The following is a 17,432-nucleotide window of genomic DNA, read 5'->3' as shown; positions in this document are numbered from 1 at the left end:
CGAGCGCCCCGCCGAGCACGGCGCCGGCGACGAAGGCGGCCGCCGGCAGGCCGGAGCGGCGGCGGGGGACTGGCGGCGGGGGTGGCCGGTCCAGTGTCAGGGCCTCGTGCGCGTCCGGCGTCGGGACCTCAGCGGGGTCGGGACGGTCCAACGAGTCGCCGAGTTCGATGGAGATCAGGCGGGGCGGCTCGGGCAGGCGCTCGCCGCGGCGGGGACGGGCCTGGTCGCGCTCGCGCCGGCGGGCCATCTCCTCGAGGATGCTGTACGACTGGGCGGCGTGGCCCCGCTCGCGCGAGGCGTCCAGCAGGCGGCGCAGCTCGGCGCCGTTGAGGGTGGAAAGGTCCAGTTGAGGCAAGGCGTCAGTCCCCGGGCGCGTGTCGTCGTCGACGCCGGCGCCCGTCACTTCGCCAGCGCCCGACTATCGCGCAGAGGGCCCGGGTTTGAACAGGGGCATTTCGGCGCGCCTCAGAAGGCGGCGAGCAGCGCGGGGCCGGCGATCGGGATGGCCATGACGATGGCGAAGCCGAGGGTGAGCAGCGAGAGGGCGAGGTTCATGGCGGGGCTCCTTGGGTGAGGCCAAGGTGGGGCCTGCCGCGCACGGGCGCACCGCCCGATTTCGCAGAACAGTTCTGCCGTTTCGGCAACAGGGGAGGCGGGTGGCCGGGCCGCGCCGGCTGCTGCTAGAACAGGAGGATGACCTCCGGAGCCCGCCCATGCGCCTGTTGATGAACGTCCTGTGGTTCATCCTGGGCGGATGGATCTCGGGCACGGCCTGGATCCTCGCCGGGCTGCTGCTGGCGATCACGATCGTGGGCCTGCCGTGGACGCCGGCGGCGTTCCGGATCGCGGGGTTCACCTATTTCCCGTTCGGCAAGGTGGTGGTCGAGCGCGACGGCGGGGCGACCAGCGTGCTGCTGAACATCCTCTGGCTGCTGCTGGCCGGCTGGTGGCTGGCGCTGCACCACCTGGTGCTGGCGGCGGCGCTGGCGGTGACGATTATCGGCATCCCGTTCGCCTGGCAGCATGTGAAGCTGGCGATCCTGTCGCTGACGCCGGTGGGCAAGGGCGTGGTCGAGGCCTGACGATGGCGGAGGCGGCGAACGACACGGGCCGGGCGGACCGGTCGAACTGGCGCACCGCGCCCTTCAGCCGCTGGGCGTTCCACCACGTGCGCGAGCTGATGCCAGTGGCGGAGGTCCCCGCGGACCCGGCCGGCGCGCGCGACCTGCCGGCCTCGCCGCGTTCGCTGGATGGGTTTGCGATGCCGGCGCCGGGCGGGCGCACGTTCGCCCTGGACGAGGCGCTGGCGGCGACGTCCGGCGACGGGATCGTAGTGCTGCACGAGGGGCGGCTGGTCTACGAGGCCTATGCGAACGGGATGACGGCGCAGACGCCGCACATCCTGATGTCGGCGACCAAGTCGGTGACCGGGCTGGTCGCCGGGGCGCTGGCCGGGCGTGGCGAGGTCGACCTGGACGCGGCCGTCAGCGCCTATGTGCCCGAGACCGCGGCGACGCCCTACGAGGACGCCACGCTGCGCCAGCTCATGGACATGCGGGCGGGGGTGCGGCTGAACGTGGAGCAACTGGCCGCCTACGCCGCCGCCACGGGCTGGGAAGCGCCGGGCCCGCAGCCGGCCGACCTGCACGAGTTCTACGCGACGCTCGCGGGGACGCCCGGACCGCACGACGGGCCCTTCGCCTATGTCTCGGCCAACACCGACCTGCTGGGCTGGGCGCTGGAGCGGGCGGCGGGGCGTCCGTTCGCCGAACTGGTCAGCGAGCTGATCTGGAAGCCGATGGGCGCGGCGCAGGACGGGTTCATCACCACCGACGACCGCGGCGCGGCGCGTTGCACCGGCGGGCTGAACGCCACGGTTCGCGATTTCGCGCGGCTGGGCCTGCTGGTGGCGGAGGACGGGCGGCGGGACGGACGGGCGGTGATCCCCGCGGCCTGGATCGCGGACATGGCAGGGGGCGGGGACGCGCGGGCCTGGGCCGAGGGCGAGTTCGCGGCGGGCTTCCGCGGCATGACCATGCGCTATCGCAGCGGCTGGTACGTGGTGGACGACGCGCCGCAGACCCTGTTCGCCATGGGCATCCATGGGCAGAACCTGTTCGTGGACCGGGCCAACCGGATCGTGGTGGCCAAGGTCTCGTCGCAGCCGCAGCCGGTCGACTTCCGCGTCCTGCCGCTGACACACCGGCTGTACGAGGAGATCCGCCGCGTGCTGCTGGAAAGCTAGAGCGCCTCGAGGATGGTGCGGCTGAGGCGTCGGTAGTCGCCGTCGAAGTGGTGGCCGCCGGGCAGGGCGACGATGCGGGCGAGCCCGACCGGAAGGACGGGACACGCCGGGTGCGGCTCCCGATCGCCGTAGATGCAGACCAGGCCGCCGCTCCCGAGCGAGGCTCGCAGCGCCGCCACCGCCGGCGCGGTGGGGAAGGCGTCGGCGGTGGGCTGGCTCAGCCAGCTATGGGGCGTGAAGCGCAGGTCGCCGGTGGGCCCCAGACCGACGAGGGCCACCAGCCGGATCCGCTGGCGCAGATCGGCCGGCAGGCGCGGGACGATGGCCGGCAGGGCGTCGGCGCCGAACGAGAAGCCCACCAGGACGATGCGGCGCTTGCCCCAAGCGGCCATCTGCCGGCGCAGCGCCGCGGCGAGGTCGGCCGCCGCGCCGTCGGGCGTGCGGGCGGTGGCGAAGTAGCGAAGCGAGTTGTAGCCGATGACGGGCATGCCGCCCTGCGCCAAGTCGTCGGCCAGCCCCTTGTCCAGCGCGGCCCAACCGCCGTCTCCGGAGTAGAGCACGGCCAGGGTGTCGCCGGCGGCGTCGGCCGGCGCGAAGGCGGCAGGCTCGCCGTCGCCGCCGACTGGGCGCCAGGGGCCGGGCCATCCTTGCGCCGCGAAGCCCAGAGTCAGGGTCAACGCCAGGGCGAGGGTCAGGCGCAGGCGACCGACAGCGGCGAGAAAGCGGGCCATGGGCCTTGCCATGCCACGGGCATGCGGCGGGAACCTGACGCCAGCCTTACCGATTTGTGAGGCGATCGCGCCGCGGGCCAGTGGCGCGCTCTATGGAATTCGAAAAAACTATCGATTGGGCCGTAGGGGGCTGATTGTGAGACACCCTCGGTGAACCGGAGCCAGACCATGCCGACCGCCCGATCCCCGCAAGACATCCGCGAAGAGGACCTCGCGTTCGTCGCCCTGGTCGCGAAGCTGGGTTCGGCCGCGGCCCGGTTCCAGGACGAGCCGGTGGTGTATCGCACTTTCGCCCCGCAGCGGCGTCCGAGCTAGGCTTCGGCCCTGGCGAGCGCCGGATCGCCACGCAGGCGCTGGGCGTCGCGGGCGGGCGGCGCGCCGAACGCGCGGGCATATTCCCGGCTGAACTGTGAGGCGCTCTCGTAGCCGACGGCGTAGCCCGCGCGCGAGACCTCGGTGTGGCTGAGGAGCAGGCGGCGGGCCTGCTGGAGGCGCAGGGTCTTCTGGAACTGCAACGGACTCATGGCCGTGGCCGTCTTGAAGTGGCGGTGGAACGATGCCGGGCTCATGCCCGCGATGGCGGCCAGGTCCTCCACGCGGAGCGGCCGGTCGTAGTGTTCGCGGATCCAGCCTATGGCGCGGCGCACGCGCGACAGGCGGCTGTCGGCCCAGGCGATCTGGCGCAGCACCTCGCCCTGCGGTCCCTGCAGCAGGCGGTAGAGGATCTCCCGCCGCAGCATGGGGGCGATCACGGGAACGTCCTGCGGCGCGTCCAGCAAGTCGAGCAGCCGGCGGCACGGGTCCAGCAAGGCGTGGGTGACGGGGCTGACGCCGAACGCCGAGGACGCCGGAGCCTCGCCGGCGCGTTCGTCCCTGGCCGGCAACAGATCGGCCAGTTCCTCGGGCGGAAGCCGGATCGACATGGCGACGTAGGGACGTTGCGGACTGGCCTCGACGATGCGGCCACAGGCGGGCATCTCCAGCGAGGCGATGAAGTAGCCGTGGGGATCGTAGCGGAGCAGGCGCTCGCCGATCAGCACCTCCTTGGCGCCCTGCAGCACGAGGCACAGCATGGGTTCGTAGACGCCCGGCGTGAGCTCGGTGGGCCCGCCTGCCGTGAACACGGAGAGCCCCGGCACGACGGTGTCGTAGCGGTCCCTCCTCGCGTGGCGGACGGCCAGCGCCCGCATCTGGTCGATCAAGTCGTGCACGCCCAGATGATCGGGTCGGCGCAGGCCTTGCGCAAGCGGCGCCTGCGCCTGCGAGGTGCTGCTGAGAGGATCAGGCAAGGCTTCGAGGCGATCGGGCGCGGTCCGGCCCGCGCCGATAGCCAGATCCAGGCCGAAGGAGACGAGGGGTCTCCAACGCGATCTGAAGGAGCATCACATGACTGCCAAGACATTCGGCGAGCAGTCCACCACGGACGAGGTGCTGGAGGGCGTCGACCTCAGCGGCAAACGCATCCTGGTGACCGGCGTATCGGCGGGCCTGGGCGTCGAGACGGCGAGGGCGTTGGCCGCGCATGGGGCGCAGGTGGTGGGCGCGGCCCGCGACCTGGGCAAGGCGCAGGCGGCTACCGAAGGCGTGCGCGCGGCGGCGGCGAACGGCGGCGGGCTGGAGCTGATCGAGCTGGACCTCGCCTCGCTGGCCAGCGTGCGGGCGGCGGCGGACCGCCTGCTGGCCGACGGGCGGGCGTTCGACGTGGTGATCGCCAACGCGGGCGTCATGGCGACGCCGTTCGGCAAAACGGCCGACGGGTTCGAGACCCAGTTCGGCACCAATCACCTGGGCCACTTCGTGTTCGTGAACCGCATCGCCCGGCTGCTGAAGGACGGCGGCCGGTTCGTGAGCCTGGCCTCGGCGGGTCACCGCTTCTCGGACGTGAACCTGGAAGATCCCAATTTCGACCAGGGCGGCTACACGCCGTTCGGCGCCTATGGCCGTTCGAAGACGGCCAACGTGCTGTTTGCGGTGGAGTTCGACCGGCGGCACAGGGATCGTGGCGTGCGCGCGGCGGCGGTTCACCCGGGCGGCATCCAGACCGAGCTCGGCCGGCACATGACGCCGGAGTCGATGCAGGCGCTCGTCGAAGCGATCAACGCCGCGCAGAAGGCGGCGGGCGCTGAGCCGTTCCGCTTCAAGACCATCCCGCAGGGCGCGGCCACGTCGGTCTGGGCGGCGATCATCGCCCCGGCGGACGCGGTGGGTGGCCGATATTGCGAGGACTGCCACGTGGCTGAAGTCGTCGACGGCGAGGGTATCCGTGGCGGCGTGCGGCCCTACGCGATCGACCCCGAGCACGCGAAGGCGCTGTGGGCGAAGAGCGAGGAACTGGTCGACGAGCGGTTCTGAGGACCTGCCGCGGGACGACGCGGAAGGGGCGCGGCCTCTTCCGCGGTTCCCGTTGTCCCGCCGCCCTATCGCGCGCCGCGAATCTGGGCGGATTCCTCGGCCAGGCTCTTGATCTCGAGCAGCGCCTCTTCGGCGGCCTTCAGGTCGTCCTCATCGAGCTGGTCGGCGCTGACGTTAAGCCAGGTGCGGTCTTCCTTGGCGACGATCTCGAAGGTGTCGGGGAAGGCGGCGCGGGCGTCCGCGTCGTAATCGATCTTCAGCAGGCGCCCGGGCTCGATGGCCGCGATGGCGCCCTGCGCTTGCGTCGTGCCATCGGGCGCCTTCCAGGTCACCGGCTCGCCCTGGCGCCAGGAGGTGCGGATGGAGATGCCGTCCTGATAGGCGGCCGCCCATTCGCGGATCAGCTCGGGATTGGTCAGGACCCGCCACACCTCGGTCGGGGGGGCGTGGATCTCGAGGGTCCGCTTCAGGGTCGGCATTTGTCGCTTGGCCATGACAAGGGGAGAACCTTTCAGCAGATGCCGGTGTTCCCGCGCCCAGCCGTGTGCTGCGCCTGAACGCGGAAGTTGAGACGTTCCTTTGTCGTGGCGGATAAATTCCCCATCGCGACGCGTCCCTACTCAACCCACAAGGATGTCCGGTCCGAAAAAGGCGGGATTGCGGCAAAGGTTTCGGGTGCGACAGAATGCGCGAGGCGCCCTTTTGGACGCCTCGCCGAGCCCCGGAAGCGGGAGGGCTCTACGACCAGGGGCCGACGCGGCGGTCCGGGGTGACCGGAACCGCGGTGGCGCGGGCTTGGCGCGTCGGGGCGGCCTGGGCGCGGACCCGGCCGGCCATGCCGAGCAGGGCTTCGACCCGGTTGTGCGTGGCCGGGTGGGTGGAGAAGAGGCTGTCGCCCTTGCCGCCGGCCAGCGGGTTGATGATGAAAAGGTGGGCCGTGGCCGGATTGCGCTCGGCGTCCGGGTTGAAGTAGCCGCCGCGCGCGTAGGCGTCGATCTTCTGCAGGGCCGAGGCCAGGGCTTCCGGGTCGCCCGAGATCTCGGCGCCGGCGCGGTCGGCCTCGTACTCGCGGCCCCGGCTGATGGCCATCTGGACCAGGCCGGCGGCGATCGGGCCGACGATGGCGATGACGATGGCGCCGATCAGGCCGGTGGGACGACCCTCCTCGTCGCGGCCGCCGAAGAAGAAGGCGAAGTTGGCGAGCGCGCCGATGGCGCCGGCGATGGTGGCGGTGACCGTCATCGTCAGGGTGTCGCGGTGCTTCACGTGCGCCAGCTCGTGGGCCATCACGCCGCGGATCTCGCGCCGGTCCAGCATGCCCAGCAGGCCGCGCGTGGCGGCGACGGCGGCGTGGTTCGGGTCGCGGCCGGTAGCGAAGGCGTTCGGCTGGTCCTGGTCGATCACATAGACCTTGGGCGCGGGCATGTTCGCGCGGGCCGCCAGTTCCAGGACGTCGGCCACATAGTTGCGGATCAGCGGCTCAGGGTGCGAGGCGTCGACTTCGGTCGCCCGATACATCGCGAGCACGATCTTGTCGGCATTCCAGTAGCTGACGAGGTTCATCACGCCCGCGAACAGCAGCGCCACGACCATGCCGGTCGGGCCGCCGATCATGTAGCCGGCCCCGACGAAGAGCGCGGTCAGGGCGGCGAGGAGGGTGAAGGTGCGAAGATGGTTGCGCATGGTTCCCACCATATGGGAACGCATACGCGTATGAAAAGTGGGCGCTGGCTAGCTGGCGACCGCGAGGCGCGGTTCAGGCGCGTTTTCCTCGCGAAGGAGCGCTTCCATCTGGTCGGCCGGCATGGGGCGGGCGAAGAAATAGCCCTGCATGCGCTCGCAGCCCGCCGAGCGGAGGAACAGCGCCTGGCCCTCGTCCTCGACGCCCTCGGCGACGATGCGCACGCCCAGGGCGCGGGCGGCGTGTAGCAGCGAGGCGACCAGCTTGGACACCCGCGCGTCGCGGCCCACGTCGTCGATGAGCGAGCGGTCCAGCTTCACCGTCTGGATCGGCAGGTGCATGAGCGCCCGCAGGTTGGAATAGCCCGTGCCGAAGTCGTCGAGGGCCACGTTCACGCCGCGCGCGGCGAGCCGCTCGATGTGGCGGCGCGACAGGGCCAGGTCCTGCAGCAGGAACGTCTCGGTGATCTCGACGGTAAGAGCGGTGGCGGGCAGCGCGGTTCGGCCGAGGCGGCCGATCAGCTTGCGCGAGAAACCGGGGTCCATCAGGTCGCGCGGCGAGACGTTGCACGAGACGGATTCGATCAGACCCTCGGCCACCCAGGGGGCCGTGCGGGCGCAGGCGGCCTCGAACACGGCCTCGTCGATGGCGCGGATCAGGCCCAGCTCCTCGGCCATGGGCACGAAGGCGGCGGGGGCGAGGAGGCCCTTCTCCGGGTGGCGCCAGCGCGCCAGCACCTCGACGCCGACCATGCGGCCGGTCATCGAGTCGATGATGGGCTGGAACCAGGGCTCGATCTCGCCCGCGGGGATGGCGCGGCGCAGCTCGTCCTCGAGCGTGCGGCGGCGCTCGCTCTCCTCGCGCAGCTCGGCGTCGAAGCGGGACCAGCGGCGCCCGCCGCCGGACTTGGCGCGATAGAGGGCCATGTCGGCGAAGCGCTGCAGGTCGGCGGCGTCCTGGGCGTCCTGCGGGAAGACGGCGACGCCGACCGAGCCGCCGGGGGCGACCGTTCGGCCGTAGATCTGCTGCTGCTGGCCCAGGACGTTCAGCAGGCGCTCGGCGCGGCGGGCCACGTCGGCGGCGCTGGACACCAGGGCGAATTCGTCGCCGCCCAGGCGGGCGATCAGCTCGTCGGGCGCGGCGTCGTCGCGCAGCCGCCGGCCCAGTTCGGCCAGCAGCAGGTCGCCGGCATGGTGGCCCAGGCTGTCGTTGAGGTGCTTGAAGCGGTCGAGGTCGATGACGAACAGGGCGACGGACGCACCGTCGCGCGCCGCCTCCAGCCGCTCGCACAGACCCGAGGTGAAGGCGCCGCGGTTGACGAGGCCGGTCAGGGAGTCGGTCTGCGCCAGCCGCAGCGTCATCTCACGCTCGGCTTCGAGCTCGGCCACGCGGGCGGCGAGTTCGGACAGGCTGTTCGACAGTTGCGGCACGGGTGGCGGAGGGTCCTGCTTTCAGACCCCCCACCATTCTCCACACGCGGCGAACGCCGCGTTAAGCGATAAGGTTAGCGGACGTTAGGACGCAGGGGCGCGCCGCCGGGGCGCAGCGGGCGTCAGGCCTGCGCTGGCGCCGGCTCGGCGGGGACCTCGATCTGGTTCTCCCAGCGGGCCACGACGGCGGCGGCCACCGAGTTGCCCACCACGTTCGTCGCCGAGCGGCCCATGTCGAGCAGGTGGTCCACGGCCAGGATCAGCAGCAGGCCCGCCTCGGGCAGGTCGAAGAAGGTGAGCGTGGCGGCAATCACCACCAGCGAGGCCCGCGGCACGCCGGCCATGCCCTTGGACGTCACCATCAGCAGGGCCAGCATGGTGATCTGCTGGGCGATGGAGAGGTCGATGCCATAGACCTGCGCGATGAACAGGGTCGCGAAGGTGCAGTACATCATCGAGCCGTCGAGGTTGAACGAGTAGCCCAGCGGCAGGACGAAGCTGGCCACTTTGCGGCTGACGCCCCACTTCTGGAGCTCCTCCAGCGTGCGAGGGTAGGCGGCTTCCGACGAGGCGGTGGAGAAGGCCAGCAGCACCGGGCTGCGCAGCGCGGCCACCAGCTTCAGCGCCCGCTTGCCGACGATGAGGATCGCCACGCCGATGAGCAGGCCCCACAGCAGCCCCAGCGACAGGTAGAAGCCGCCGACGAACTTGGCGTAGGTGGCCAGCACCTCCAGGCCCTGGGTGGCGACGCTGGCGGCGAGGGCGGCGAAGATCGCGAACGGGGCGGTCTTCATCACGTAGCCCGTGACCTTCAGCATGATGTTGGCGCCCTGCTCCACCAGCGTGAGCACCGCGGGCGCCTTGTCGTCGATGGCCGAGACGGCGGTGCCGACCAGGACCGAGAAGACCACGATCTGCAGGATCTCGTTCTTGGCCATGGCGTCGAAGATCGAGCTGGGCACCAGGTGGGTGACGAAGTCGCGCAGGGTGAACTTGGCGGTCTCGACGCCCGAGGCCGCGTCGATCGGCGGCGGCGTCAGCGACAAGCCCGAGCCCGGCTGGATCAGGTGGACCATCAGCAGGCCGATGGTGAGCGAGGTGATCGAGGCCAGGATGAACCAGCCGATGGTCTTGACCCCCACGCGCCCGATCTCGGAGGCGTCGCCCATGTGGGCGATGCCGGCCACCAGGGTGGTGAAGACGAGCGGCGCGATGATCATCTTGATCAGCCGCAGGAAGACGTCGGTGACGATGGAGAGGTTGGAGGCGACCTCCTTCGCGCTGTCGGCCGGCAACGACTGGTTCAGTACGTAGCCGACGAGGACGCCGAGCAACATGGCGCCCACGACGAAGGCGGTGAAGAGACGGTTCATGCAACCCCCGGACCAAACGAGGGGCCTTTTTCGCCGGGAAGCGGGCATCCGTCCAGCGGATGAGATTCGCAACCGTCACCGACCGGCGCTATAAGCCAGGTGATGAAGAAACATGAAGCAGCCGGCATCGTCGATCGGCTAGAGACGGAATACCGCCAAAGCGTCGAGTCTCTCCGCACCGCCCTGAAATCCTTTCTCTCCGGGGGCCCGCCGCCCGATCCCGCCGTCCGGCGGAGCGGCGCCTATGTCTATCCGGAGCTGCGCCTGACCTGGCCGCAGGGTCTGCCATATCCGCGCACCAGCCGCGCCTTCGCGCGGATTCCCGCGCCAGGGGCCTACGCCATCACGGTGACCCGGCCCGAACTCTTCCGCGACTACCTGGTCGAGCAGCTCAGCCTGCTGCAGGAGGACTTCGACGTCACGCTGGAGGTGGGACGCTCGGGCCAGGAGATTCCGTTCCCCTACGTGCTGGATCCCGCCGACATGGCGAAGGCCGACGTCAGCTCGGTGGAGATCGCGCGCCACTTCCCCACCACCGAACTCGCCCACATCGGCGACGAGGTGGCCGACGGGGCCTGGATGGCGGTTGCCGACGAGCCGCGGCCGCTGGCGCTGTTCGACGGTCTGCGCACCGACTTCTCGCTGGCGCGCCTGGCGCATTACACGGGCGCCCCTGCCGAGCATACGCAGCAGTACATCCTCTTCACCAACTACCACCGGTACGTGGACGAGTTCGTGGCGTGGGGTTGCAAGCAGCTCCAGGCGGGCGGGCCGTACACCGCGCTTTCGGCGGCGGGCCACGTGATGGTCACCGCCGACACGCCGAACCCCGAGGCGGCCGTGGCCGCGGGGTCGTGGCGCCGGCACCAGATGCCGGCCTACCACCTGATGGCGCCCGGCCGCGCGGGCGTGACCCTGGTGAATATCGGCGTCGGACCGTCCAACGCGAAGACCGTCTGCGACCACCTGGCGGTCCTGCGGCCGCAGGCCTGGCTGATGATCGGCCACTGCGGCGGCCTGCGCGGCAGCCAGAAGATCGGCGACTATGTTCTCGCCCACGCCTACCTGCGCGACGACCATGTGCTGGACAGGGTGCTGCCGCCCGAGATCCCGATCCCGCCGCTGGCGGAAGTGCAGCTCGCGCTGAACGGCGCGGCGGAGCAGGTGACCGGAGAGACCGGCGACATCCTCAAGCGGCGCCTGCGCACGGGCACCGTGGTGTCGACGGACGACCGGAACTGGGAGCTGAAGTATTCGTCCAGCGCCCTGCGGTTCAACCAGAGCCGGGCCGTTGCGATCGACATGGAAAGCGCCACCATCGCCGCCCAGGGCTACCGGTTCCGGGTGCCGTACGGGACGCTGCTGTGCGTGTCGGACAAACCCCTGCACGGGGAGATCAAGCTGCCGGGACAGGCCAATGCCTTCTACGACCGGGCCATCGGCCAGCACCTGCAGATCGGCCTGGCGACCATCGACCTCCTGAAGAAGGAGGGCGCGCGCCTGCACTCGCGCAAGCTGCGAAGCTTCGACGAGCCGCCGTTCCGGTGAGCGCCCGCTACCGGTTCCTGGTCCACCGCCGCCACGAGGCCTTCCGCCTGGTGGTGCGCGAGGACCGGCCGTTTCCCGCGGACGGGGCCGAGGCGGACTGGCGCGAGACCCGGGTGCGCGAGGCCGAGGACGTCAACGACCAGGTCCGGGGCGACGTGGAGCGCGACGGCTACAGCCTGTTCCGCATCGGGCTGAGGTTCGCGGATCTACCGAAGGATAGGTGATCCTTCTCCAGCAAGGAGAGAAGGGCTGCGCTGCGGCCGACCTGGGGGGATTTTTGAGCATGACCCGGCACATCGATTTCGACGCGATCGAGAACTTCCGCGACTTCGGCGGGTATGCGACCGGTTGCGGACGCGGTCTGGTGTCCGGCCGGCTGTACCGGTCGGGGCATCACGCCCTGGCGACCGACCAGGACCTGGCGAGGCTGCAGGCTCTCGGGGTCGCCATCATCGTCGACCTGCGCCAGGCCACGGAGCGCGAGCGCGAGCCCTCGCGGCGGTGGGGCGGCTTCGAGGCGGCTGTCGTCGAGAATGACATCCTCTCGCATCAGGACTGGGTGGCCGAACTCGAGGTCTCGCCGCTCACCGCGGAGTCGCTGGTGGCGGACACCATGCGGCACTACCGGATCAACGTGTTCGAGCCGCGCCTCATCGACCTGTTCGGCCGCTTCCTGCGCGCGGTCGGAGACGCGGAAGGCGCGGTGGTGGTCCATTGCGCGGCGGGCAAGGACCGCACCGGACTGGCCTGCGCGTTCCTGCACCAGATCGCCGGCGTCCACCACGACGACATGATCGCCGACTACCTGCTCACCAACGACGAGAGCCGGCTGGAGCGGAAGATGGCGCAGGCCGGGGCGTTCGTGGAGCGTGTGGTGGGGCGCCGGCCATCGGACGAGGCGCTGCGGGCGTGGGTGCAGGTCTATCCGGAGTACCTCGACGCGGCGTTCGACGAGATCCGCGGCCGGTGCGGCTCGATCGACCGCTACCTCGCCGACGTGCTCGGCGTCGACGCCGAAGCACGGGACCGCATCGGCGCGCGCGTGCTCGGAGGGTGACGCTGGGGCCGCCTCGAAAAGTTCGCGGAAGGCGATTAGAAGATCCGGCATGACGCGTCACATCCCCTTTGAGGCCATTGAGAACTTCCGCGACTTCGGCGACTACGCCGCGGGCCAGAAGCGGCTGAAGCGGGGGCTGCTCTACCGCTCGGCGTCGCAGTCGCGGGCGACGGACGCCGACCTCGAGAAGCTGGGCGGGCTGGGACTTTCGGTCATCGTCGACCTGCGCCGCTCGAACGAGCGCGAGAAGGAGCCGTCGCGCCGTTGGAACGGCTTCGCGGCCCAGGTGATCGACAACGACATCGGCCAGGACACCGCCGACGAGTGGGCGACCTTCATCCAGTCGTCGGACCTGACCCCGCAGTCGTTCCACGGCTACATGATGGACTACTACCGCCACCTGCCGTTCCAGCGGCGGCACATCGACCTGTACCAGCGCTATTTCCGGGCGCTCGCGCAGAGCGAGGGGCCGATCCTGGTGCACTGCGCGGCCGGCAAGGACCGCACCGGGATCATCTGCGCCCTCACCCATCACGTGGCCGGCGTGCACGACGACGACATCCAGGCCGACTACCTGCTGACCAACGATCCCGCGCGGATGGAAAAGCGCCTGCCGATGGTGCGCGAGGCCGTACACGAGGCGACCGGGAAGATCGCGTCCGACGAGGCGCTGATGGTGGCGATGCGCGTGGAGGCCGAGTACCTGGCCGAGGCTTTCCGGGTGATACGCGAGGCGCACGGGTCGCTGGACGGTTACCTGGACGAGGCGCTGGGGCTGGACGCCGACCTGCGTGGCCGCCTACACGACCGGCTTCTCGCCTAGGACTTGCCCATGCAGAGCTTCCAACCGCCCCGCCGAATCCTGATGGGGCCGGGCCCTTCCGACGTGAGCCCGCGCGTGCTGGCCGCCCTGGCGCGCCCGACGATCGGCCACCTGGACCCGCAGTTCCAGGCGCTGATGGAGGAGATCAAGGCGGCGCTGCAGCGTCTGTTCAACGCGCCGGACCACGCCTGCGTCCCGCTGCCCGCGCCGGGGACGGCCGGGATGGAAGCGGCGATGATGAACCTGCTGGAGCCCGGCGACCGTTGCGTGGTGGCGGTCAACGGGGCGTTCGGCGGGCGGATGGCCGACATGGCCGGGCGCGCCGGCGCGACGGTGGTCACGGTGGATCACGAGTGGGGCCAGCCGGTGGACCCCGCGCGGGTCGAGGCCGCGCTGGCCGAGGCGCCGACCAAGGTGCTGGCCTTCGTCCACGCCGAGACCTCGACGGGCGCGCGCAGCGACGCGGCCAGCCTGTGCGCCCTGGCCCGCAAGCATGGCGCGCTGTCGGTGGTGGATTGCGTGACCTCGCTGGGCGGCATCGTCGTGGACGCCGCAGCCTGGGACGCCGACGTGATCTACTCCGGGACCCAGAAGTGCCTCTCGGCGCCGCCCGGCCTGTCGCCGATCGCGCTCAGCAAGCAAGCCCAGGCAGCCATCGCGGGACGCAAGGAAAAGGTCCGCAACTGGCTCCTCGATTTCAACCTGCTCATGTCCTACTGGGGCGGGGAGGGCGGCCGGACCTATCACCACACCGCGCCGATCAACGCCCTGTACGGCCTGCACGAGTCGCTGGTCGTGCTGTTCGAGGAGGGCGTGCAGGCGGCCATCGTGCGCCATGCCCGGATGCACGAGGCGCTGGCGGCGGGCGTGGAAGCCGCGGGCCTGAAGCTGCTGGTGGACGAGAAGCACCGGCTGCCGCAACTGAACACGGTGCTGGTCCCCGAGGGCGTGGACGAGGCGGCGGTGCGGACCCATGTGCTGGAGGCCTGGGACCTGGAGCTCGGCGCGGGCCTGGGGCCGCTGAAGGGCAAGGTGTGGCGGATCGGCCTGATGGGCGCCTCGGCGACGCCGTGGCATGTGCGCCTGTGCCTGACCGCGCTCTGCGAGGCGCTGGCCGCCCAGGGCGTGACCGTCGATGCCAAGGCCGTGATCGCGGCGGCCGACGCCAAGCTCAGGTAATCATCGACAACCTATCCCCGCGGCGTACGGTGGCGGCGAAGGCCGTCGCCCAGAGCGGCCGAACGGGGATGAGTGCGTGAAAGACTTCAGTGACGTCGACGCCCGGGGCTCGGTCCGCGACGGGCGCCTGGATCGCGGCGGCCTGGCCTGGTCGATCTTCGAAGGGGGCCGCGACCCCTACGTTATCCTGGTCACGATCTACATCTTCATGCCCTACGTCGCCGGGTCGATGATCGGCGACCCGGTCAAGGGCCAGGAGGTGATATCGCGCTGGCAGCAGTGGGCCGGCTGGGCGGTGATGGCGACGGCGCCCTTCATCGGCGCGTCGATCGACAAGCTTGGCCGACGCAAGGGCTGGCTGGGGCTGATCGTCGGGCTGATGATCCCGCTGTGCGCCGCGCTGTGGTGGGCCAAGCCGGACGGCACGGGCCTGTCCGTCAGCATGACGATGCTGTGCGCCATGACCGTGCAGGTGCTGTTCGCCTACAACGAGATCTTCCACAATTCGCTGCTCGTACGCGCCGCCGGACTGTCCGGCGCCCACAAGGCCTCCGGGCTGGCCCTGTCGCTGGGCAACCTGTTCTCGGTCCTGGCGCTGGTCTTCACGGCCTGGGCCTTCGCCTTGCCCGGGAAGGTCGGCTGGAGCTGGGTTCCGGCTTCGCCGCTGTTCGGCCTCGACCCGGCCAGCCACGAGCCGGAACGCGTGGTGGCCTGGCTGGCCGCCGGGCTGCTGCTGTTCGGTTCGATCCCCCTGTTCCTCTGGACACCCGATGCGCCGCGCACGGGCACGCCGGTGGCCCGCGCGTTCGGCCAGGGCGCGCGCGAGCTGTGGGGGATGCTGAAGACCATCAGCCATTTCCGGGACGCGGCGGTCTACATCGGCTCGCGCATGTTCTTCGTCGACGGAATGAACGGCGTGCTCGTCTACGCCGGCGTCTATGCGGTGGGCGTCATGAAGTGGGGCGCGCTCGAGATGCTGGCCTACGGCATCCTGCTCAGCGTCTTCGCGGTGCTGGGCGGCTTCGTGGGCCGCTGGCTGGACGAGGGGATCGGTCCGAAGAATGCGCTGCGGCTCGAGATCTTCATGACCATGCTGGCCCTGACGGCCTTCCTGGGCATGCGGCCCGACACGATCCTGTTCTTCTGGCCCTACGACGCGGCCGCCCACGGTCCGATCTGGAGCGGCCCGGTGTTCACGCACCTGCCGGACGTGGTCTTCGTGCTGGTGGGCTTCGTGAATGCCATTTTCATCACCGCCCAATACGCCTCCAGCCGCACCCTGCTGACCCGCATCACGCCGCCGGAGCAGACCGGCGCATTCTTCGGTGTCTATGCGCTTTCGGGCGTGGCCACGGCGTGGCTGGCGCCCACGCTCGTCAACGTCGGCACTCGCGTGACCGGCACCCAGCAAGGCGGCTTCGCCACCCTTCTGTTACTGCTGGCCGTGGGACTGGTGGGCCTGGCCTTCGTGCGGGGCGGCCAGCGGGATTCCGCGTACGGCGATTGATCTCCGCTTGATTCCATTGCGGAAATAAAAGCTTGGCCACAGCATGGTTTACGGTGGGAAACCATTAATGCCTGATAATGGTGTACTTATATTAGTCATTCGGATTCATGCCGCCTTAAACGCGGCGGCGGACATTGGGCGTGTTCTTAGGGGCGAGCAGGCAAGAGCTTGAGGCCCCAGCGTAGTCTGCTCGCTAACACCAAGGAGAGAGCCCAATGTCGAAGTTCGTGACCCGCTTCCTGAAGGACGAATCCGGCGCCACCGCGATCGAGTACGGTCTGATCGCCGCGCTCATCTCGGTCGTGATCATCGGTGGCGTGACCGCCATCGGCACCAACCTGGACAAGACCTTCACCAGCATCTCGTCGAAGCTGAGCGGCGGTACGCCGTAAGTTTCGGCCACAAGCCGATCTACGAAACCCCCGGCGGAAACGCCGGGGGTTTTTTCATTTCAAGCTTGGCTGCAACGCATCGTTCATCCGCGGGCGCGCATAAGCTCGTCAGAGAGGTTTCATTTGCCATGATCGCGCTGCTCGTCACCGCTCTCGTGCTCTGCCTGCCGGCCCTGCTCGTCACCGCGGCCGTGAGCGACATCGTGACGTTCACGATCCCCAACTGGATCGCGCTGACGCTGCTGGCGCTGTTCCCGGTCGCGGCGCTGGCCGCCGGTCTCCCGCCGCTCGTGATCGCGCAGAACTTCGGCGTCGGCGTCGGGCTGCTGGCCGTGGGGGTCGCGATGTTCGCCCTGCGCTGGGCGGGCGGCGGCGACGCCAAGCTGCTGGCCGCCGCGGGCCTGTGGCTCGGCTGGGACGCAATGCCGACCTTCCTCCTCTCCGTCGCGATGACGGGGGGGCTGCTCTCGCTGATGCTGCTGACCCTGCGTTCGGAAGCCGTCCGTCCGGTAGCCATGCTGGGCCCGCGCTGGGTCAACCGGCTCGCCGATCCGACCGAGGGCATTCCCTATGGCGTCGCCATCGCGGTCGGCGCATGCATGGCGCTGACGGCGTCTCCCTTCGGCGCGGCCCTGCGGTTCTAGATCATGTCCGACGTGCTCCTCGAGGCCTTCGACGGGCCGGTCATCCCCCTTCACCTCCTGACTGAGGCCGAAACCGCGGCGGCGCTGGAGGCCGACGCGTTCGCGGCGGGTCTGGCGCGCACGGCCGACTTCAAGGGCAAGTCGGGGCAGATGCTGCTGGTCCCCGGCTCCGACGGCGCGCTCGACCGCGTGCTGTTCGGCGCGGGCGACGCCTGGAGCGTCCTGCGCGCCCTCCCGGCCAAGCTGCCGGCCGGCGTCTATCGCATCGCCAGGAAGCCCGACGCGGTCGGCGCCGATCAGGCCGCCCTGGCTTTCGCGCTCGGGGCGTATCGCTTCGACCGCTACAAGGCACGGGAGGGCGAGCGGCCGCGCCTGCTGGCCGAAGGCTGCGACCTCGCCGAAGTGCGCAACGTCGCACACGCCTGCGCCCTGGCCCGCGACATGGTCAACACGCCGGCCAACGACATGGG

At 70.3% G+C, this 17,432-nt stretch carries 19 protein-coding genes and 1 pseudogene; 13 read left to right on the top strand and 7 right to left on the bottom strand.

Translation table 11 applies throughout. The annotated features are described in order from the left end of the window. Window positions 1-355: hypothetical protein (locus Q0L11_RS22760; protein WP_296600353.1), on the bottom strand; the 355-nt coding region annotated here is incomplete at its 3' end. Window positions 356-713: 358 nt separating this feature from the next. Between Q0L11_RS22760 and Q0L11_RS22755 the strand changes: the two genes are divergently transcribed. Then, on the top strand, window positions 714-1,082 hold the full coding sequence (locus Q0L11_RS22755; protein ID WP_296600352.1) for a YccF domain-containing protein: 369 nt from the start codon (window positions 714-716) through the stop codon (window positions 1,080-1,082). Between the two features lie 2 nt (window positions 1,083-1,084). Continuing rightward, the gene (locus Q0L11_RS22750) at window positions 1,085-2,245 is read left to right on the top strand and encodes a serine hydrolase (protein ID WP_296600351.1); all 1,161 of its coding nucleotides are present in this window, start codon (window positions 1,085-1,087) and stop codon (window positions 2,243-2,245) included. On the opposite strand, the gene Q0L11_RS22745 is transcribed toward Q0L11_RS22750, so the two are convergent. After that, the gene (locus Q0L11_RS22745; protein WP_296600350.1) at window positions 2,242-2,976 is read right to left on the bottom strand and encodes an AcvB/VirJ family lysyl-phosphatidylglycerol hydrolase; all 735 of its coding nucleotides are present in this window, start codon (window positions 2,974-2,976) and stop codon (window positions 2,242-2,244) included. The two genes, Q0L11_RS22750 and Q0L11_RS22745, sit on opposite strands and share 4 nt — an antisense overlap. A gap of 168 nt (window positions 2,977-3,144) precedes the next feature. Here Q0L11_RS22745 and Q0L11_RS22740 point away from each other — a divergent pair, with 168 nt between their 5' ends. Next, window positions 3,145-3,291, top strand: coding sequence for a hypothetical protein (locus Q0L11_RS22740; RefSeq protein WP_296600349.1), 147 nt, complete (start codon window positions 3,145-3,147; stop codon window positions 3,289-3,291). Here the strand turns inward: Q0L11_RS22740 and Q0L11_RS22735 are convergent. Continuing rightward, the gene (locus Q0L11_RS22735) at window positions 3,288-4,265 is read right to left on the bottom strand and encodes an AraC family transcriptional regulator (RefSeq protein ID WP_296600347.1); all 978 of its coding nucleotides are present in this window, start codon (window positions 4,263-4,265) and stop codon (window positions 3,288-3,290) included. The genes Q0L11_RS22740 and Q0L11_RS22735 overlap by 4 nt on opposite strands. A gap of 97 nt (window positions 4,266-4,362) precedes the next feature. Here Q0L11_RS22735 and Q0L11_RS22730 point away from each other — a divergent pair, with 97 nt between their 5' ends. After that, window positions 4,363-5,328 (top strand): SDR family NAD(P)-dependent oxidoreductase, encoded by a 966-nt coding sequence (locus tag Q0L11_RS22730; protein ID WP_296600346.1) that lies wholly within the window; start codon window positions 4,363-4,365, stop codon window positions 5,326-5,328. Window positions 5,329-5,393: 65 nt separating this feature from the next. On the opposite strand, the gene Q0L11_RS22725 is transcribed toward Q0L11_RS22730, so the two are convergent. From Q0L11_RS22725 to Q0L11_RS22710, 4 genes are all read right to left on the bottom strand, one after another. After that, the gene (locus Q0L11_RS22725) at window positions 5,394-5,822 is read right to left on the bottom strand and encodes an SRPBCC domain-containing protein (protein ID WP_296600345.1); all 429 of its coding nucleotides are present in this window, start codon (window positions 5,820-5,822) and stop codon (window positions 5,394-5,396) included. A 244-nt stretch (window positions 5,823-6,066) separates the two neighbouring features. After that, window positions 6,067-7,011, bottom strand: a complete 945-nt coding sequence (gene htpX, locus Q0L11_RS22720) for a zinc metalloprotease HtpX (protein WP_296600344.1) — start codon at window positions 7,009-7,011, stop codon at window positions 6,067-6,069. Window positions 7,012-7,059: 48 nt separating this feature from the next. Beyond that, the gene (locus Q0L11_RS22715) at window positions 7,060-8,439 is read right to left on the bottom strand and encodes a bifunctional diguanylate cyclase/phosphodiesterase (protein WP_296600343.1); all 1,380 of its coding nucleotides are present in this window, start codon (window positions 8,437-8,439) and stop codon (window positions 7,060-7,062) included. A gap of 122 nt (window positions 8,440-8,561) precedes the next feature. Then, the gene (locus Q0L11_RS22710) at window positions 8,562-9,812 is read right to left on the bottom strand and encodes a dicarboxylate/amino acid:cation symporter (RefSeq protein WP_296600342.1); all 1,251 of its coding nucleotides are present in this window, start codon (window positions 9,810-9,812) and stop codon (window positions 8,562-8,564) included. Between the two features lie 99 nt (window positions 9,813-9,911). Here Q0L11_RS22710 and Q0L11_RS22705 point away from each other — a divergent pair, with 99 nt between their 5' ends. The 9 genes and pseudogenes from Q0L11_RS22705 to Q0L11_RS22665 form a co-directional block, all read left to right on the top strand. Continuing rightward, window positions 9,912-11,360, top strand: a complete 1,449-nt coding sequence (locus tag Q0L11_RS22705) for an AMP nucleosidase (RefSeq protein ID WP_296600341.1) — start codon at window positions 9,912-9,914, stop codon at window positions 11,358-11,360. Then, entirely contained in the window at window positions 11,357-11,584 is a 228-nt protein-coding gene (locus tag Q0L11_RS22700; protein ID WP_296600339.1) for a hypothetical protein, read from the top strand. The genes Q0L11_RS22705 and Q0L11_RS22700 overlap by 4 nt, the downstream gene beginning before the upstream one ends. A 59-nt stretch (window positions 11,585-11,643) precedes the next feature. Then, on the top strand, window positions 11,644-12,417 hold the full coding sequence (locus tag Q0L11_RS22695; RefSeq protein ID WP_296600336.1) for a tyrosine-protein phosphatase: 774 nt from the start codon (window positions 11,644-11,646) through the stop codon (window positions 12,415-12,417). A 49-nt stretch (window positions 12,418-12,466) separates the two neighbouring features. Further along, window positions 12,467-13,240: a tyrosine-protein phosphatase gene (locus tag Q0L11_RS22690; protein ID WP_296600335.1), complete on the top strand. Its 774-nt coding sequence runs from the start codon at window positions 12,467-12,469 to the stop codon at window positions 13,238-13,240. Between the two features lie 9 nt (window positions 13,241-13,249). Next, a complete protein-coding gene (locus Q0L11_RS22685) occupies window positions 13,250-14,419 on the top strand; it encodes an alanine--glyoxylate aminotransferase family protein (protein ID WP_296600334.1) in 1,170 nt (389 codons plus the stop codon). 76 nt (window positions 14,420-14,495) lie between these two features. Beyond that, on the top strand, window positions 14,496-15,926 hold the full coding sequence (locus Q0L11_RS22680; RefSeq protein WP_296600333.1) for an MFS transporter: 1,431 nt from the start codon (window positions 14,496-14,498) through the stop codon (window positions 15,924-15,926). 215 nt (window positions 15,927-16,141) lie between these two features. Further along, window positions 16,142-16,318, top strand: coding sequence for a Flp family type IVb pilin (locus Q0L11_RS22675; RefSeq protein WP_296600331.1), 177 nt, complete (start codon window positions 16,142-16,144; stop codon window positions 16,316-16,318). A gap of 128 nt (window positions 16,319-16,446) precedes the next feature. Continuing rightward, on the top strand, window positions 16,447-16,962 hold the full coding sequence (locus tag Q0L11_RS22670; protein ID WP_296600330.1) for a prepilin peptidase: 516 nt from the start codon (window positions 16,447-16,449) through the stop codon (window positions 16,960-16,962). Window positions 16,963-16,965: 3 nt separating this feature from the next. Further along, window positions 16,966-17,432: pseudogene (locus tag Q0L11_RS22665) on the top strand (leucyl aminopeptidase family protein); the annotation flags it as partial.

Source organism: Phenylobacterium sp. (assembly GCF_024508875.1).
Taxonomy (GTDB): Bacteria; Pseudomonadota; Alphaproteobacteria; order Caulobacterales; family Caulobacteraceae; genus Phenylobacterium.
Note: the sequence above shows the minus strand (reverse complement) of the source record. Positions and strands in the feature narration are given on the sequence as shown.

What these genes read in the sequence shown, in the direction of transcription:
- htpX (WP_296600344.1), bottom strand. Translation starts at nt 7,011, where the DNA reads ATGCGCAACCATCTTCGCACCTTCACCCTCCTCGCCGCCCTGACCGCG.
- Q0L11_RS22690 (WP_296600335.1), top strand. Translation starts at nt 12,467, where the DNA reads ATGACGCGTCACATCCCCTTTGAGGCCATTGAGAACTTCCGCGACTTC.
- Q0L11_RS22745 (WP_296600350.1), bottom strand. Translation starts at nt 2,976, where the DNA reads ATGGCCCGCTTTCTCGCCGCTGTCGGTCGCCTGCGCCTGACCCTCGCC.
- Q0L11_RS22685 (WP_296600334.1), top strand. Translation starts at nt 13,250, where the DNA reads ATGCAGAGCTTCCAACCGCCCCGCCGAATCCTGATGGGGCCGGGCCCT.
- Q0L11_RS22755 (WP_296600352.1), top strand. Translation starts at nt 714, where the DNA reads ATGCGCCTGTTGATGAACGTCCTGTGGTTCATCCTGGGCGGATGGATC.
- Q0L11_RS22670 (WP_296600330.1), top strand. Translation starts at nt 16,447, where the DNA reads ATGATCGCGCTGCTCGTCACCGCTCTCGTGCTCTGCCTGCCGGCCCTG.
- Q0L11_RS22750 (WP_296600351.1), top strand. Translation starts at nt 1,085, where the DNA reads ATGGCGGAGGCGGCGAACGACACGGGCCGGGCGGACCGGTCGAACTGG.
- Q0L11_RS22740 (WP_296600349.1), top strand. Translation starts at nt 3,145, where the DNA reads ATGCCGACCGCCCGATCCCCGCAAGACATCCGCGAAGAGGACCTCGCG.
- Q0L11_RS22695 (WP_296600336.1), top strand. Translation starts at nt 11,644, where the DNA reads ATGACCCGGCACATCGATTTCGACGCGATCGAGAACTTCCGCGACTTC.
- Q0L11_RS22675 (WP_296600331.1), top strand. Translation starts at nt 16,142, where the DNA reads ATGTCGAAGTTCGTGACCCGCTTCCTGAAGGACGAATCCGGCGCCACC.
- Q0L11_RS22725 (WP_296600345.1), bottom strand. Translation starts at nt 5,822, where the DNA reads ATGGCCAAGCGACAAATGCCGACCCTGAAGCGGACCCTCGAGATCCAC.
- Q0L11_RS22730 (WP_296600346.1), top strand. Translation starts at nt 4,363, where the DNA reads ATGACTGCCAAGACATTCGGCGAGCAGTCCACCACGGACGAGGTGCTG.
- Q0L11_RS22710 (WP_296600342.1), bottom strand. Translation starts at nt 9,812, where the DNA reads ATGAACCGTCTCTTCACCGCCTTCGTCGTGGGCGCCATGTTGCTCGGC.